Origin of the sequence: Halococcus dombrowskii (assembly GCF_022870485.1) — an archaeon.
In the GTDB taxonomy this organism is placed as follows: domain Archaea; phylum Halobacteriota; class Halobacteria; order Halobacteriales; family Halococcaceae; genus Halococcus; species Halococcus morrhuae.
In genome coordinates this window covers 1,295,372-1,308,921 of the sequence record NZ_CP095005.1, presented here as the reverse complement: position 1 = coordinate 1,308,921, position 13,550 = coordinate 1,295,372, and the positions used below count along the sequence as shown (strand labels likewise).

Here is a 13,550-nt window from a genome sequence, read left to right as displayed (position 1 = left end):
GGGAGAGGGGTCGGTATGCCAGAAATTCCGTTCGTGTCGGCAGCAGGGCTCGCAGAGGAGATCAGAACCGGCGAGCGGTCGCCGGTCGCCGTCGTCGACGCCTATCTCGATCGCATCGCCGAGCGCAACGACGTGACGAACGCCTACGTCACGGTCATCGAAGAGGAAGCCCGCGAGCGCGCCCGGGAGATCGAGGCGACGATCGACCGCGGCGAGGACCCCGGGCCGCTCGCGGGCGTGCCGATCGCGCTCAAGGATCTGTTCGGGTTCAAGGCGGGCGTGCCGGCGACGATGGGCTCGGCGGCGGTCGGCGAGTTCGTTCCCGACGAGAGCGCGGTCGTCACCGAACGGCTCGAATGCGCCGGGGCGATCGTGCTCGGTACGACGAACGCGCCCGAGTTCGGCCACAAACTCGTCACCGAAAACCCGCTGCACGGCCGGACGGGAACGCCGTTCGACCCCGAGCGCACCTCCGGAGGATCGTCGGGCGGGAGCGCGGCGGCGGTGGCTGACGGGCTGGCGGCGTTCGCGCAGGGTTCCGACACGGGCGGATCGATCCGGATCCCGGCCGCCAACTGCGGCATCTACGGCATCAAACCCTCGTTCGGGCGGGTGCCGAACGCGCTCAGACCGGACGCCTTCGGCATGGCGACGCCGTTTTCGAGCAGCGGCCCGCTCGCGCGCACGGTCGAGGACGCCGCGATCGCGCTTGACGTGCTCTCGGGACCGCATCCGAGCGATCCGTACAGCCTGCCCGCGCCCACGACCGACTACCGCGCGGCCACCGAGCGGGCGACCGACGAGCTCTCCGTGGCGTACAGCCTCGATCTCGGACTGTTCGATGTCGCCGAGCGCGTCCAGAAGGAACTCGACGACGCGGTGGACGATCTCGCGGGCGTCGTCGGACGGGTTGAAAATACTGATCCGCCCTACGAAGGCACGCTGTCGGAGCTCAGATATGCGTTCACGCAGCAGACCACGGTACTGTTCGCCGCGCTGGTCGACGGACTCGAATCTGATGGGCGGATCGGGGAGGGCGACCGCGAGCGACTCATGTCCTCGACGGCAACCTTGGTCTCCATCGGCGAAGATTCGGACGCGCTCGGTTACAAACAGGCCGAGCGCCCGCGTACTGCCTTCTACGACGCCGTCGAGTCGGTTTTCGCCGAGCACGATCTGCTCGTCAGCGCGACCGCCGCGGTCCCGCCGTTCGAGCACGGCCGCGACGGGCCCAGCGAGATCGACGGCGAGTCGGTCGCCAACCCGGTCGTGGACTGGTGTCTGACGTGGCCGTTCAATCTCACGGGCCACCCGGTCGCGTCGATCCCGGCGGGGTTCGTCGACGGGCTGCCAGTCGGCCTCCAGATCGTCGGTCGCCGCCACGCCGAGGAGACGGTGCTCGCCGCGAGCGCCGCGCTCGAACGGATGCGTCCCTGGCAAGACGCCTACCCGCCGGGCGAGGAGAGCTAGAGAGGGCGAGGAGAGCTAGAGATACGGCCCGAGCCCGAGCGCGCGGACGATCGGGATCCCCGACAGGAGTGCGCCGACGAGATAGCCGCCGATCGCGCCGCCGTTCAGGAGCGGCAGACCGGCGTGTGCGCGGCCCTTCATCACGAGCCAGAGCAGGACGACCAGCCCGCAGACCGTGCCGACCATCGCCGTGAGCGCCGGTAGCGAGAGTGCGAAGCCAGCGAACAGAGGCTTGGCAGGCGAGAAGACGGCGGCGCTCGCGACCAGTACGGCCGGCATCACCGCGTCACCGAGGCCGACGAAGAAGACATCACGATCGTCGGCATCCGGGCGGTCGGCGCTCGTCTCGTCGGTATCGCCGCCGTCAGCCTCGACCGATTCCTGCTCGTCCCCGCCGTCGGTCGCCGGCGCGTCGTCGAGAAACGAGTAGGAGAGCGTGAGCGGGATCACCAGCACGACGGGGAGTTTGAGATCGAGCACGCCGTCGGCGAGCGCGAGCATGTGCTCGGTGCCGTAGACCGAGATCGCGTCGTAGACCGCGAGAACGGCGAGCAGGACGATCGCCGGCAGGAGGCCGAAACTGATGCCGAAGATGCCCGCCGCGCCAGCGCCCATGACGACGCCCGCGGCGTCGATGATGTACCACTCGGGATAGAGGAGCAGGGCGAGCGCGAGCACGATCGCGGGGCCGATCGCGAGCGGGTTGATCGCGACGCCACCCACGACGATCGAGAGTGGTGGGGCGAGAACCGAGAAGACGTACAGGGAGATGAGTCCACTGGAGAGGATGACGAACCCGCGCAGCAGCCAGTCGAAATCGAACTTGATGACCGCGAGCATCGCCGCCGTCGCGACGAGGATCGCGCCGACGTAGGCGATGCTGTTGGTCGGGTTCGACGGGTTCTCGACGGCGCGATAGCCCGCGCTCTCGAAGGGACCGGCGAGCGCGACCGCGCCCGCCTGGACGAGGAGAAAGATCACGACCGTGGCCCCGCCGGCCGCGATCGCCCGCGTGCGCTGGTGCATACCCCACGAACCCCGGGCGCGACCTTCGGGGTTTCGTTGTGTCGGCGAAGGCGAAGAGTTAGGCGTCGGCGTCCCTCCCATTGTACGAGGGTCGCATGAATCTCCGTTCGTCGCGCCCGGTCGTCGCACTGCGGGCGATGATCGCCGAAACGACCGAGAACCACCTCACGTTCATGGCGGGGAGCCTCGCGTTCTACGCCTTCCTCTCGTTGATTCCACTCTTTATTCTGGCCTTCATCGCCGCCTCGGTCGTCGGCGGCGAGGCGTTCGCCAGAGAGGTCACGGGGCTGCTCGAATCGACGCTCACCGACAGCGCGCGCGAGGTGCTTTCGGACGTGCTCACCGATCCGTCCGGCCAGACCGGGGCGTCGGCGCTCGGCCTCGTCACGCTGCTGTGGAGCGCGCTCAAACTCTTTCGCGGGCTCGACATCGCCTTCGACGCGGTCTACGGGATTACCGAGGCGAAATCACTTCTCGAACAGCTTCGGGACGCGATCGTCGTCCTCGTCGCCGTCGGACTGGCGGTCGGCACCGTCGTGCTCGTCGGCGGCGTGTTCGCGGTCGTCCCGATCCTGCCGACCGTCGAACGGTTCGGCACGCTCCTGTTGATCGTCGGCCTCTCGGTGACCTTCCTGCCGCTCTACTACTTCGTCCCCGATGTCGACGTCTCGGTGCGCGAGGTCATTCCCGGGACCGTCGTCGCCGCGCTCGGCTGGGCGCTCACGGAGTTCGTCTTCCAGTTCTACGTCGCCTACGCGGGCCAGTACGCCGCCTACGGTATCGTCGGCGGCGTCCTGTTGGTGCTCATCTGGCTCTACTACAGCTGTGTCGTCCTCCTGCTCGGCGCGGTCGTCAACGTCGTCCTCGCGGGTCGTTCCGACCGTTTCGGCGACGAAGACGAACCGTTCGACGCGCCGCTCGCGTTCGAACCATCCGGGGAGTCCGGGCGCTGGCGCTGGTGAACTCAGTCGCTGTACAGTCGTTCGCCGAGCAGCGCCGCCGGCCCGTTCGTCGTGTCGACGGAGAGATAGGGCTGCTCGACGGGGCCGAACACGTCGACGACCTGGCCCGCGGTCGAGAGGTCCTGTTCGAGCAGTCGCGTTCCGATGGCGGGATGGCTCTCGTCAGGCGCGCGCACGATCGCCATCCCCTGTGCGACGCCGACGACCTCGCCGGCGCGTTTCATTCGCGGAGCGCGCTGACGTAGGCCGCGATCGCCTGGAGCAGATCGGATTTGCCGTCGTCGTCGGCATCCTTGATGAGCACGCGACCCCTGGATTCGTACTCGCGCGGATAGGTCTTCTCGCGTTCGATCGCCACGTCGTAGCCGACCTGACCGGCCGCGCTGGCGATCTCGTCGACGGTCGGCTCCGGGACGGCGACGGTGCGGGGGACGCGCCGGCCCTCTTTGCGACTCAGTGACGCATCGAGATAGGCCGGCCAGATGACGTTCTCAACCATACCCCGCGTTCGCCGCCCGGGGAATTAAACCGCTTGCAACCGGGCCGCACCGATCGAGTCGCCCGTTACGTCCGTCGGGCGAGTAGTGCCGCGCCGAGCAGCGCGACGATCGCCACCGTCACGCCGAAGCCGGGACCGCTCCCCGAACTCGTCGTGGTGGCGTCCGCGGCGGTGCCGGTCGCAGCGGCGTCGGTCGCATCGCCGGCCGCGTCGGTTGCGTCGTCGGCTGCACCGCTGCCATCGGTCGCGGCTGCCGTCGCGCCGTCACCAGCGCTCGTCGCAGCGTCGTCAGCACTCGTCGTCACGGTACCGCCGTCGGCCGCGATCGGCTGTGCGGTCGTCGCGTTCGCGCTACGGTTCGCCTGTCCGATGGACGTCCCGGAGAGGTTCGCCGACTGAATCGCCTCGGGGTGGAGGTTACGTGCGATCGCGGTCAGCGGAAGGATCACCCGCGGTGCCGGCTCGCTGATGTAGCTGCCGTTCACGACGAGCGTCTGGTTTCGCTGGACCGCGGTCGTCCCGGACCAGGGAGCCTCGTCGGGAACGATCGATCGATCCGACGTGACGATCCACTCGACGTTCTGACTGGCGACGACCTCGGCGCTGATCTTCTGATAGCCCTCGATCCCCTCGCTCGCGGCGAGGTTCTCCGCGCCGCCGGTCGTCAGAACGTCGCCGATGAACGTGCCGTTACCGGGGACGAAACTGCCGGTCTGGAGGTAGAGCGCGCCCGGTGCGGACTCGTTGCCGACCGCCTGCCGGATCGCGTCGACGCGGGTCTCCATCTCCGAGACGGTGCGCTCGGCCTCGTCACACGCCCCGACGAGTTGGCCCGTCCGGTTCGTTTTCGAGGAGATATCGGCGAACGAGCTCGCGAACTCGAACTTGAAGACGGTCAGCCCGGCACCGCGCAACGTCTCGACCGTCTCGTTCGGGATGGTGTTCGGCGCGAGCACGAGGTCGGGTTCGAGACCCGTGACTTTCTCGACGTTGACGAACTGCTGGCCCGCACCGGAGATGTTCGTCCGGCTCTCGGCCCCGTCGAGATAGCTGGCGTACTTGGAGACGCCGACCACCTTGTCGCGCGCACCGATCTCCCAGAGCGTCTGTGCCGCGCTTGGCTGGAGCGTGACGATCCGTTCGGGCTCCTCGTCAATGGTAACGTCGGTCCCCGTCGCGTCGGTCGCCGTCACCGGGAACGAACAGCTCGCCGTCTGTGCCGGCTGCGATCCCAACGCGGCCGGCGACGCTGCGGCCGGCCCGATGCCGGCGACCATCACCAGTACGACCATCACCGCACTCGCTGTCTTCGGAAGCATACACTCCCAGCCTGCGGTGCTATGCAATAAATACTTATCTAACCCAAGCGCAGTTGGGTTCATGGACGGCGAGGGGGCGACGGCCGCGGCACGGTCGGACGCCCGCTGGACGATCGGTTCGCGCGCGGTCGCGTGGTCGGCCGGTCTCGCGCTCGCGCTGGTCGGGGTCATCCTCGCGAGCGCGACGCTCGGGCCGGTCGGCATCGAGTACGGCGTCGTGGCGCGAGTCATCCTCGACGCGCTCCCCTCGCTCTCGTTCGCAGTTCCCGAGACCGCTCGGACGATCGTCATGGACCTGCGTCTGCCCCGGATCACACTCGCGGCGGTCGTCGGTTTCGCTCTCGGCGCGTCCGGGACGGTGATGCAGGGCTTCTTCAGAAACCCGATGGCCGACCCCTCGATCATCGGCGTCTCGACGGGGGCGGCGACGGGCGCGGTCGCCTGGATCGTCCTCCCCATCGCCACCCCGTTCGCCCTCGGACTCCAGGGAGCGGCGTTCGCCGGCGCGCTGATCGCCGCCTTCGGGGTGTATCTCATCGCCACCGAGGGTGGACGGACGCCCGTTGCCACCCTCCTGCTCGCCGGCGTCGCGGTACAGACCTTTCTGGGGGCAATCATCTCCTATCTGCTCATCAACGCCGGCGAGAGCCTCGAGCGGGTGACCTACTGGCTGATGGGGCATCTCCACAACGCCGGTTGGGACGACGTCATGACTACTCTCCCGGTCGCACTCGTCGTCTTCGCCGTTCTGGTGGCGTACACGCGCGATCTCAACGTGCTCCTGCTCGGCGAGAACGAAGCCCACTCGCTCGGGATCGAGGTCGAGCGCAGCAAGCGCATCCTGCTGGCCCTGTCGAGTGTGCTGACCGCCGGCGCGGTCGCCGTTTCGGGCGTCATCGGCTTCGTCGGGCTCGTCGTTCCCCACGTGATGCGCCTGCTCGTCGGCCCCGATCACCGAATCCTGCTCCCGACGAGCGCGCTCGCAGGGAGCGTCTTCCTCGTCGCCGCGGACACGCTCGCACGATCCGGCCCCGCCGAGCTCCCCGTGGGGATCGTGACGGCAGCGGTCGGCGCACCCTTCTTCCTCTACTTGCTCCGCCGTCGGGAGGTGCACGCACTGTGATCGACGTCAATGAGCTCTCGATTGCCTTCGGCGACGTCCAGGCCCTGTCCGACGTGAACCTCACCGTCGAACGCGGCGAACTCGTCGGGCTGGTCGGGCCGAACGGCGCGGGCAAGAGCACGCTTCTGGGGACGATCAACGGGCTGCTCGAACCGACAGCGGGCCGCGTCACAGTCGACGGCGACGACGTGACCGAACTCTCGGCGCGTGCGCTCGCTCGCCAAGTGGCGACCGTCCCTCAAGAGACGAGCCTCTCGTTTGCCTTCCCCGTCCGCGACGTGGTGGCGATGGGGCGGACCCCCTATCGCTCGCGGTTCGAGCGTGTCTCACGAACGGACCGCGAACACGCCGACCGGGCGATGGAACGCACCGACGTCGCGCGCTTCGCCGACCGATCGATCGACGCGGTGAGCGGCGGCGAGCGCCAGCGCGTCGTCGTCGCCCGCGCGCTCTGTCAGGACCCGGATGCCCTCCTGCTCGACGAGCCGACCGCCAGCCTCGACATCGACCATCAGGTACGGATCCTCTCGCTGGTCCGCGAGTTCGTCGCCGAGGGTCGCGCAGCACTCTGTGCGATCCACGACCTCTCGCTGGCCGCGCGCTTCTGCGACCGGCTCGCGCTCGTCGCCGACGGCCAACTCCTAGCGGCCGGCACGCCGGAGTCGGTACTCGCCGAGGAGCACGTCGAGCATGCCTTCGGGACCGATGCAACAGTAACGAGCCATCCCGTCACCGGAACGCCCGACGTCACGGTCACGGAGAGCCAGTCCGACCGCGATGCACGCGTCCACGTTCTGGGCGGTGGTCACACCGCCGCCCGCGCGATCGCCGCGCTCGCGACGGCCGGCTTCTCCATCTCGGCGGGCGTCCTGCCGGATGGAGATCGAGCACTCGACGCCGCCCGTGCACACGACATCGATACTGTCACGGCAGCGCCGTTCGCGCCGGTCGACGGGAGCATTCGTCGAGAAACCGCCGAATCGGTACGGGCGGCCGACTGCACCGTGCTCGCCGGCACGGACGAAACCAATCGTGCGCTCGCCGAGCACGCCCGACGGCTGGTCGTCGTCCGAGAAGTTGCTGGCGAGGCAATCGCTGGCGAGCGCACGACGGATATCGAGACCGCACGCGTCACCGATATCGGGGAGGTGGTCGCGGGCGTCGAGGCGCGACTCGATGGCGAGCCGCGACGGCTGGAGACGCCGGCCGACGACTGACTCAGCCGAACCGATCGTAGAGCGCGTCGGCGATCGCGGTGGCGATCAGTAGCGGGACGAGCGCCGAGAGCAATGCGAGCAACACGAGCGTCAGTTCACGCCCGGAAATGCCATCGAAGAGCAGTCCCGCGAGCGTCGCGAGCGGGTCGCGAAACTGGACGAACAGCCCGAGAAAGACGATCCCGATGACGAGCAGTCGCGTCGCCGTTCGCGGCCGCAGACCGAGCCACCGTTCGTCGGCCATGCTACACCGTGGGACGCTCGTCGGTCGAGCGATCCGGTCGTTTCGCGCGGGCGGTCTCGCCGAGGCGGGTCGTCACGAGCGCATTCGCACGTTTTGGATCGGGCACGTCACGCAGCGAGAGGTTCACCCCGCCGGTGCCCGCGGTGTAGACCTCGATGTCGCCGTACGAGAGGGTACGCTCGACGATCGACTGCTCGAAGGCGGTGTTCTGGATGCGGTCGAAGCGGATCTGCGTGACCGTTCGCGAGAGCACGCCGCGTTTCTCGTAGATCGCCTTCGTCGTGAACACGTAGCGTGTGCTCCAGCGCGAGAGATACGCCCATGCAGCGACGAGCGCGCCGAACGGGACGAGCACGAGCGCGAGCCACGATGGAAGCACGGGGAGCGATCCGTCGCGGAAGAGCCAGACGCCGAAAATGCTCAGTACGAACGCGATCGCGAACGTGGGGATCGCCGGATAGAGGCTCGGCATGCCGGCCCAGAGCACCCGCTCCTCGCCCGTCAGGTGTACCCAGTCGCTCGCTGCGGCTGCCGAACTCATCCCCTGATTCCTGGACGAGCAGTGACTTACAGGTTGTGTCCGCGGGCCGTCTACGGGCTGTCAACGCGTAGCGAGGGCGCGTCCGAAGTGCTAACGGTTTTTAGCCCCGGGCGTGGAGAGCAGTCATCGTGACCGACCGCCCCAGCCAACGCGGCCGCGGAATCGCCCCCGACAGCGGATCGGGAACGCAACACAGCAGCCGCGAGGAGCAGGCGACGGCGAGCCGCGGGCGCTCGGTCTCAATCATCATCCCGACGTACAACGAGCGCGAGAACATCGAGCGCGTCGTCGAGCGCTGCCGGGACGCCCTCGCCGACTACCGCTTCGAGATCGTCGTCGTCGACGATGACTCGCCGGACAAGACCTGGCAGCTCGTCGCCGACTCCTACGCGGACGCCGAGACGGTCCGTATCGTGCGCCGCACCCAAGAATCGGGGCTCGCAACCGCCGTCTCCCGGGGCTTCGACGAAGCCAGCTACGAGTGCTGTGCGGTCATCGATGCCGACCTCCAACATCCACCCGAGAAGCTCCCCGAGCTCATCGCGGCGTTCGACGACGGGGCCGACATCGCCATCGGCAGCCGCCACGTCGACGGCGGCGGCGTCGAGAATTGGTCGCGCTTCCGGCGGATCGTCAGCCGCGGCGCGATGGCGATCACCAAACTCGTCCTGCCGCCGACACGGAACATCGCCGACCCGATGAGCGGCTTCTTCGCCATCCGGCGCGAACTCATCGACGACGTCGCGCTCGCACCCACCGGCTACAAGATCCTGCTCGAAGTGCTGATGAAGTGCGATTACGAGCGCGTCGTCGAGATCCCATACGTGTTCACCGAACGCGAACGCGGCGAGTCGAAGCTCAGCGCCGACGAATACTGGGAATTCCTCGAACACATCTATCAGCTCCGGCGCAGTCCCGACACGAACTGACGCCCGATAGCTGCTTCGACTGACGACTGACCGTTACTGAGTGGCCACGAGCCGAAGCCACCGTTTTTGTTGGGCAGCCGAACCGACGTGATGCCCGTCCAGAGCGCCGGAGCTCGGAACTGGTGGTCCATCGCCGACGAACGCAACAACCGTGATCACCACCGCAACCTTCATACAAATCGAGCAAATACGATATGTTACGATGTCGCAGAGCATCTTCGATCGCATTTGGGATCGGCTTACAGAACGGTACAAACAGGATCGGGGGGCCAACTGTTGTGATTCAACTGTTGAAGAAATGTCGTCGGACCCCACGAACGAGAGATCAGAGAGCTGCTGCGAGTAAATATATAGCGCAAAAATACAATATGTCTCGATCCGAATCACCGCCCGACGAGGTGTATGACGCGCTCGCACGACTATACGACGATCCGGAAGCACGGATCGCCGATTTGCGGGACACGCGTCCACCCGAACGCAACGTCGCCGATCAAGAAGCCGTCTTCAAGGCGCTCGCCAACGAGGATCGCCTTCGCGTTCTCGAAACGCTCCGCAAGTCCGAGTGCTGTGGCTGTGAGCTACAGGTCGTGCTCGACGCACCGCAGTCGACGGTCGCCACCCATCTACGAAAGCTGAAGAAAGCAGGGTTAGTCAAATCGCGGAAGAAGGGCAAGTGGAGCTACTACCGTATCGCCGATACCGCAGTCTTCGAACTACTCGATCTCGCGCGCGCGATACGGGAGGACACCTGAGATGCTTCCGGCAGGACTCGAAAGCGGCCTCGTCGACTCGTGGAACTACTTCATTCACCTCGTGGTGCTCCTCGTCCCGCTGTTCATCGGGGCGTCGTTCCTCGTAGGCCTCGCCCAGGAGTATCTCCCGCCGGAGAGAGTCGAACGAGCCCTTCGCGGGCATGACGAGGGTTCGGGGAACGTCGCTGCCGCCGGACTGGGTGCCGTGACGCCGTTCTGTTCGTGCTCGACCGTCCCCGTTCTGGCAGGACTGCTCCAGGCGGGTGCGCCGCTCGGGTTGGCCTTCTCCTTTCTGCTCGCTTCGCCGCTGGTCAACGAGATCGCCGTGTTGTTGCTCGTCGGGCTGTTCGGCATCGAAGTGACGGTCTATTACGTCGTCATCACGCTCGTGGCGGCCGTCGTCGGTGGACTCGTCATCGGGCGACTGGGGTTGACCGAACAGATCAAGACGGTCCGTATCACGGACGATCCCGATCAGGCCATCGCAACGGACGGCGGGACGGCCGACTGCTGCGCAGGAGGGACGACGCGGATGGAACGAACTCACAGACAACACGTCGAGAGCGCTGCGCGTGATGCGTGGTCGTTCTTCGTCGATACCCTTCCATATCTGATTCTCGGGATCGTGATCGGGGCACTGATCCACGGTGTCGTGCCCGTCGATGTTCTTCGAACCGTTCTCGGTCCCGAGAACCCACTGGCCGTACCGTTGGCCGCACTGGCCGGTGCACCGGTATACATCAGTCTCAGCGGGATGTTGCCCATGGCTGCCTCGCTCAGCGGACAAGGCATTGCCATCGGGACGGTGCTGGCGTTCGTCGTCGGCGGCGCGGGCGTGAGCATCCCGAACCTGATCCTCCTGAACAAGTTGTTCAAACGCCGACTGCTACTCGTGTATGCCGGAACCGTCGTCACGATCGGTACCATCGTTGGTGCGACGTTCAACCTACTTCTCGTCTGACCCGTATCCAGCGGTAGATTCGCCGTCAAGAACGGAAATCGTCTATCAACGATGGCTACGCAAACGGTAGTTCGTCCGGCGGCTTCGAAGGAATTGTGGTCACACGATGATCGAAGCATGAAGCGATCACTCGAAACAGAACGAGCCGGAGGCGACCACATCCCGATATATACGGCGAGCATGCGCAGGCCCTGACGCCATCTTGCAGTCACCCTTTAGCCAAATATGGCAAGCACTGTCTGCCCCACCAACGAGGGAACGCCGGTCTGTGCTCGCCCCACCGGGGACGGGCCGTGTCTCCACGAAGTATCGGTTCCCGGAGCGCCGTGTCACGACCACACGGGACTCAGCCCGGTCGAGGCCGATCCCATCACCTGGGAACCGCTCGACCCGCAGTGGAGCTTATAAAACCCCACTTTTTTAGAGAGGGTCCTCCCTCGCGCCTGCGGCGCTCGGTCAAACCCTCTCCAAAAACCTGGACTAAAAACACCCGCTCGTTCGCTCCGCTCACTCGCGACGAACCGCGCTCGTTGCACTCGCGCGGACACGACTGTTGTCCACTCCGCACAGCACCGCAGAAGCCCTCACTCGCTCCCTTTGGTCGCTCGTTCGCCCTTCATCCTCCAGGAGAGCGAAGCTCTCCTGAGCCTCGGCTCGCTCCACTCGCCGAGACGCCAAGGCACCGCCGCCGCACCGCACGGCCGCCACAACCACTCAGTCGATGTAGCCGAGGTTCCGGAGGCGCTCCTGGACTTCCTCGTCGCGATCGACACCCTCGCTCTCGCCGATATCGATGGTCGCCAGCCGGTCGTCGAGCACCGCTCGGAGGTCGTCCCAGTCGTCGCCGACCGGGTCGGTGATCGGCTCGCGCTCCTCGGGATCGTCTTTGAGATCGAACGCCAGCACCTCGCCGTTAGCGTGGATGAGCTTTCGCTCGGGCGTGCGCACCGCGACCTGAAGTTCGTCGGGCGCGAGCCGGCCGGGTTCGGTCGCCGAAGAAGCGACCTCCGAGATAGCCGTTTTTTCGTCGATTCCCTCGCCCTCGACGGCCGGCCGGAGCGAGCGCCCACGGTAGGAATCGGGCCGTTCGGCGTCGGCGTAATCCAGGATCGTCGGCGCAATGTCGATGTGGCGCACCTGCGTCTCGACCTGTTCGGCCGTCGCGCCGCCCGGTGGACGAACGAGGAGCGGGACATGCGTGAGCTCGTCGTACAGCGCCGGCTCGTGGCCGACCTGGCCGTGCTCGAACAGCGCCTCGCCATGGTCGGCGGAGACGATCACGAGGGTGTCGTCGTCCACTGCGTCTAGGAGTTTACCGACCTTCTCGTCGGCGTGGCGGACCGACGCGGCGTAGAGCCCGCGGATGACCTCGCGCTCGCGTTCGGTGAACTCCTCGGGGCTATGCTGGGCGCGCGTGACGAGCTGGGAGGGTGTCGCATCGGTTTCGGGCACGCCGACGGCCTCGCGGTGGCGCTTCGGCGGCGTGTATGGCGCGTGGGGTTCGAGCAGATGCGTCCAGACGAACGTCTCGTCGCTCGACTTTTCGAGCGCCTCGCGCGCCACCTCGATCTCGGCCGCGTCGCCACCACCGAGCATCCGCAGCGGTTCCTGGACTGTGCGATAGAGCGACTGCGCCGCCCGATAGACGGGGCTATCGAGCGAGAAGTTGTCGAGCAGGAACTGCCGGCCGCGCTCCAGTCCGGGGAGGCCGAACTCGCCGACGTCGCGGTAGATGTCGTAGCCCCGTCCGTAGCCGTACTTCTCGCCGAGCCACGGGTTCGCGTGGACGCCCGCGGCGCTCCAGCCCGCATCCTGCAGCGCCTCGCTCACCAGCGTTCGCTCGTCGCTCAACTGCTCGTAGCCACCGTAATCGAGCGGCAGTGTCGAGGTGAACACGGACGGGAAGGCGTAGGGCGTCGCCGGACCGTGACTCACGGCCTGTGAAAAAACGGTCCCCTCCTCGGCGAGCGCTGCGAGGTTCGGCGTGTGATCGCCCACCGCATCGGGCGCGAACGAGGCATGCGAGGCGCGCCACGCGTCGATGGTCAACAGCAGCGTCTTCATTGGTCGTCACCACTACGCGCCCGGCCATTTGTTTTGCCATTCGTCTCGACAGTACCCGTTCGCCGAACGTTCGATCCCGTATCACTCGGCCAACGTTTATGTCGTTGCTATCGGTAGTTCCGATATGGCGTCACTCTTCGAACGCGATACATCGACGATCGGCACCGTCGTCGGACTGCTCGCGGTGGGAATCGCGCTGTTCGGCTCGACGGCCCTGGGCTGGGAGTGGGGTGCATCCGGCCAACCCGTCGCGTTCGTCGTCGGAGCGATCTTCGCACTCGCCGCCGGCTGGGTCGTGCTGCGAAACTATCGCGACTGACATCGTCCGACGGGTTCGGTCAGGGATCGCCAACAGTGGGCCGTCGATCGAGGGATTCGTTCGCAGTTCTGGTCGAGAACCACAATCCGTGATCCGCCGCGAGGGCCACTCATCAAATTGTTTT

Annotated in this window: 15 protein-coding genes; 8 read left to right on the top strand and 7 right to left on the bottom strand. The window is 66.5% G+C overall.

Going from position 1 to position 13,550, the window contains the following annotated elements; translation table 11 throughout:
• Nucleotides 1-15 precede the first annotated feature (15 nt).
• Nucleotides 16-1,470 carry an amidase gene (locus tag MUK72_RS06855; protein WP_244705101.1) on the top strand — a complete coding sequence of 485 codons (1,455 nt, stop codon included), beginning with the start codon at nt 16-18 and terminating at the stop codon, nt 1,468-1,470.
• 15 nt (nt 1,471-1,485) lie between these two features.
• Here the strand turns inward: MUK72_RS06855 and MUK72_RS06850 are convergent, their stop codons facing one another.
• Nucleotides 1,486-2,496, bottom strand: coding sequence for a presenilin family intramembrane aspartyl protease PSH (locus MUK72_RS06850; protein ID WP_244705099.1), 1,011 nt, complete (start codon nt 2,494-2,496; stop codon nt 1,486-1,488).
• A 95-nt stretch (nt 2,497-2,591) separates the two neighbouring features.
• Between MUK72_RS06850 and MUK72_RS06845 the strand changes: the two genes are divergently transcribed.
• Nucleotides 2,592-3,458: a YihY/virulence factor BrkB family protein gene (locus MUK72_RS06845; protein ID WP_244705097.1), complete on the top strand. Its 867-nt coding sequence runs from the start codon at nt 2,592-2,594 to the stop codon at nt 3,456-3,458.
• 2 nt (nt 3,459-3,460) lie between these two features.
• On the opposite strand, the gene MUK72_RS06840 is transcribed toward MUK72_RS06845, so the two are convergent.
• The 3 genes from MUK72_RS06840 to MUK72_RS06830 form a co-directional block, all read right to left on the bottom strand.
• Entirely contained in the window at nt 3,461-3,682 is a 222-nt protein-coding gene (locus MUK72_RS06840) for an H/ACA ribonucleoprotein complex subunit GAR1 (protein ID WP_244705095.1), read from the bottom strand.
• Complete coding sequence (srp19, locus tag MUK72_RS06835; RefSeq protein WP_244705093.1) at nt 3,679-3,957, bottom strand: signal recognition particle subunit SRP19; 279 nt, start codon at nt 3,955-3,957, stop codon at nt 3,679-3,681. Before srp19 ends, MUK72_RS06840 begins: the two co-directional genes overlap by 4 nt.
• A 65-nt stretch (nt 3,958-4,022) precedes the next feature.
• Entirely contained in the window at nt 4,023-5,276 is a 1,254-nt protein-coding gene (locus tag MUK72_RS06830) for a PGF-CTERM-anchored ABC transporter substrate-binding protein (protein ID WP_244705091.1), read from the bottom strand.
• 61 nt (nt 5,277-5,337) lie between these two features.
• Between MUK72_RS06830 and btuC the strand changes: the two genes are divergently transcribed.
• Together btuC and MUK72_RS06820 are read left to right on the top strand one after the other, a co-directional pair.
• Nucleotides 5,338-6,399 (top strand): vitamin B12 ABC transporter permease BtuC, encoded by a 1,062-nt coding sequence (btuC, locus tag MUK72_RS06825; protein WP_244705089.1) that lies wholly within the window; start codon nt 5,338-5,340, stop codon nt 6,397-6,399.
• Nucleotides 6,396-7,616 (top strand): heme ABC transporter ATP-binding protein, encoded by a 1,221-nt coding sequence (locus MUK72_RS06820; protein ID WP_244705087.1) that lies wholly within the window; start codon nt 6,396-6,398, stop codon nt 7,614-7,616. Before btuC ends, MUK72_RS06820 begins: the two co-directional genes overlap by 4 nt.
• A gap of 1 nt (nt 7,617) precedes the next feature.
• Here the strand turns inward: MUK72_RS06820 and MUK72_RS06815 are convergent, their stop codons facing one another.
• Together MUK72_RS06815 and MUK72_RS06810 are read right to left on the bottom strand one after the other, a co-directional pair.
• Complete coding sequence (locus MUK72_RS06815) at nt 7,618-7,860, bottom strand: hypothetical protein (RefSeq protein WP_244705085.1); 243 nt, start codon at nt 7,858-7,860, stop codon at nt 7,618-7,620.
• Between the two features lies 1 nt (nt 7,861).
• On the bottom strand, nt 7,862-8,401 hold the full coding sequence (locus MUK72_RS06810; protein WP_244705082.1) for a PH domain-containing protein: 540 nt from the start codon (nt 8,399-8,401) through the stop codon (nt 7,862-7,864).
• A gap of 128 nt (nt 8,402-8,529) precedes the next feature.
• On the opposite strand from MUK72_RS06810, the gene MUK72_RS06805 reads away from it, so the two are divergent.
• From MUK72_RS06805 to MUK72_RS06795, 3 genes are all read left to right on the top strand, one after another.
• Nucleotides 8,530-9,330: a polyprenol monophosphomannose synthase gene (locus MUK72_RS06805; RefSeq protein ID WP_244705081.1), complete on the top strand. Its 801-nt coding sequence runs from the start codon at nt 8,530-8,532 to the stop codon at nt 9,328-9,330.
• 368 nt (nt 9,331-9,698) lie between these two features.
• Nucleotides 9,699-10,082 carry an ArsR/SmtB family transcription factor gene (locus tag MUK72_RS06800; protein ID WP_244705079.1) on the top strand — a complete coding sequence of 128 codons (384 nt, stop codon included), beginning with the start codon at nt 9,699-9,701 and terminating at the stop codon, nt 10,080-10,082.
• A gap of 1 nt (nt 10,083) precedes the next feature.
• Nucleotides 10,084-11,043 (top strand): permease, encoded by a 960-nt coding sequence (locus tag MUK72_RS06795; RefSeq protein WP_244705077.1) that lies wholly within the window; start codon nt 10,084-10,086, stop codon nt 11,041-11,043.
• 714 nt (nt 11,044-11,757) lie between these two features.
• Here MUK72_RS06795 and MUK72_RS06790 read toward each other — a convergent pair.
• Nucleotides 11,758-13,107 carry a sulfatase gene (locus MUK72_RS06790; protein ID WP_244705075.1) on the bottom strand — a complete coding sequence of 450 codons (1,350 nt, stop codon included), beginning with the start codon at nt 13,105-13,107 and terminating at the stop codon, nt 11,758-11,760.
• Between the two features lie 124 nt (nt 13,108-13,231).
• Here MUK72_RS06790 and MUK72_RS06785 point away from each other — a divergent pair, with 124 nt between their 5' ends.
• Complete coding sequence (locus MUK72_RS06785; protein ID WP_244705073.1) at nt 13,232-13,426, top strand: multidrug transporter; 195 nt, start codon at nt 13,232-13,234, stop codon at nt 13,424-13,426.
• Nucleotides 13,427-13,550: the final 124 nt, after the last annotated feature.

Bases quoted from the DNA above. Each gene is read 5' to 3' on its own strand.
- MUK72_RS06855 (WP_244705101.1), top strand. From the start codon at position 16: ATGCCAGAAATTCCGTTCGTGTCGGCAGCAGGGCTCGCAGAGGAGATC.
- MUK72_RS06850 (WP_244705099.1), bottom strand. From the start codon at position 2,496: ATGCACCAGCGCACGCGGGCGATCGCGGCCGGCGGGGCCACGGTCGTG.
- MUK72_RS06845 (WP_244705097.1), top strand. From the start codon at position 2,592: ATGAATCTCCGTTCGTCGCGCCCGGTCGTCGCACTGCGGGCGATGATC.
- MUK72_RS06840 (WP_244705095.1), bottom strand. From the start codon at position 3,682: ATGAAACGCGCCGGCGAGGTCGTCGGCGTCGCACAGGGGATGGCGATC.
- srp19 (WP_244705093.1), bottom strand. From the start codon at position 3,957: ATGGTTGAGAACGTCATCTGGCCGGCCTATCTCGATGCGTCACTGAGT.
- MUK72_RS06830 (WP_244705091.1), bottom strand. From the start codon at position 5,276: ATGCTTCCGAAGACAGCGAGTGCGGTGATGGTCGTACTGGTGATGGTC.
- btuC (WP_244705089.1), top strand. From the start codon at position 5,338: ATGGACGGCGAGGGGGCGACGGCCGCGGCACGGTCGGACGCCCGCTGG.
- MUK72_RS06815 (WP_244705085.1), bottom strand. From the start codon at position 7,860: ATGGCCGACGAACGGTGGCTCGGTCTGCGGCCGCGAACGGCGACGCGA.
- MUK72_RS06810 (WP_244705082.1), bottom strand. From the start codon at position 8,401: ATGAGTTCGGCAGCCGCAGCGAGCGACTGGGTACACCTGACGGGCGAG.
- MUK72_RS06800 (WP_244705079.1), top strand. From the start codon at position 9,699: ATGTCTCGATCCGAATCACCGCCCGACGAGGTGTATGACGCGCTCGCA.
- MUK72_RS06795 (WP_244705077.1), top strand. From the start codon at position 10,084: ATGCTTCCGGCAGGACTCGAAAGCGGCCTCGTCGACTCGTGGAACTAC.
- MUK72_RS06790 (WP_244705075.1), bottom strand. From the start codon at position 13,107: ATGAAGACGCTGCTGTTGACCATCGACGCGTGGCGCGCCTCGCATGCC.
- MUK72_RS06785 (WP_244705073.1), top strand. From the start codon at position 13,232: ATGGCGTCACTCTTCGAACGCGATACATCGACGATCGGCACCGTCGTC.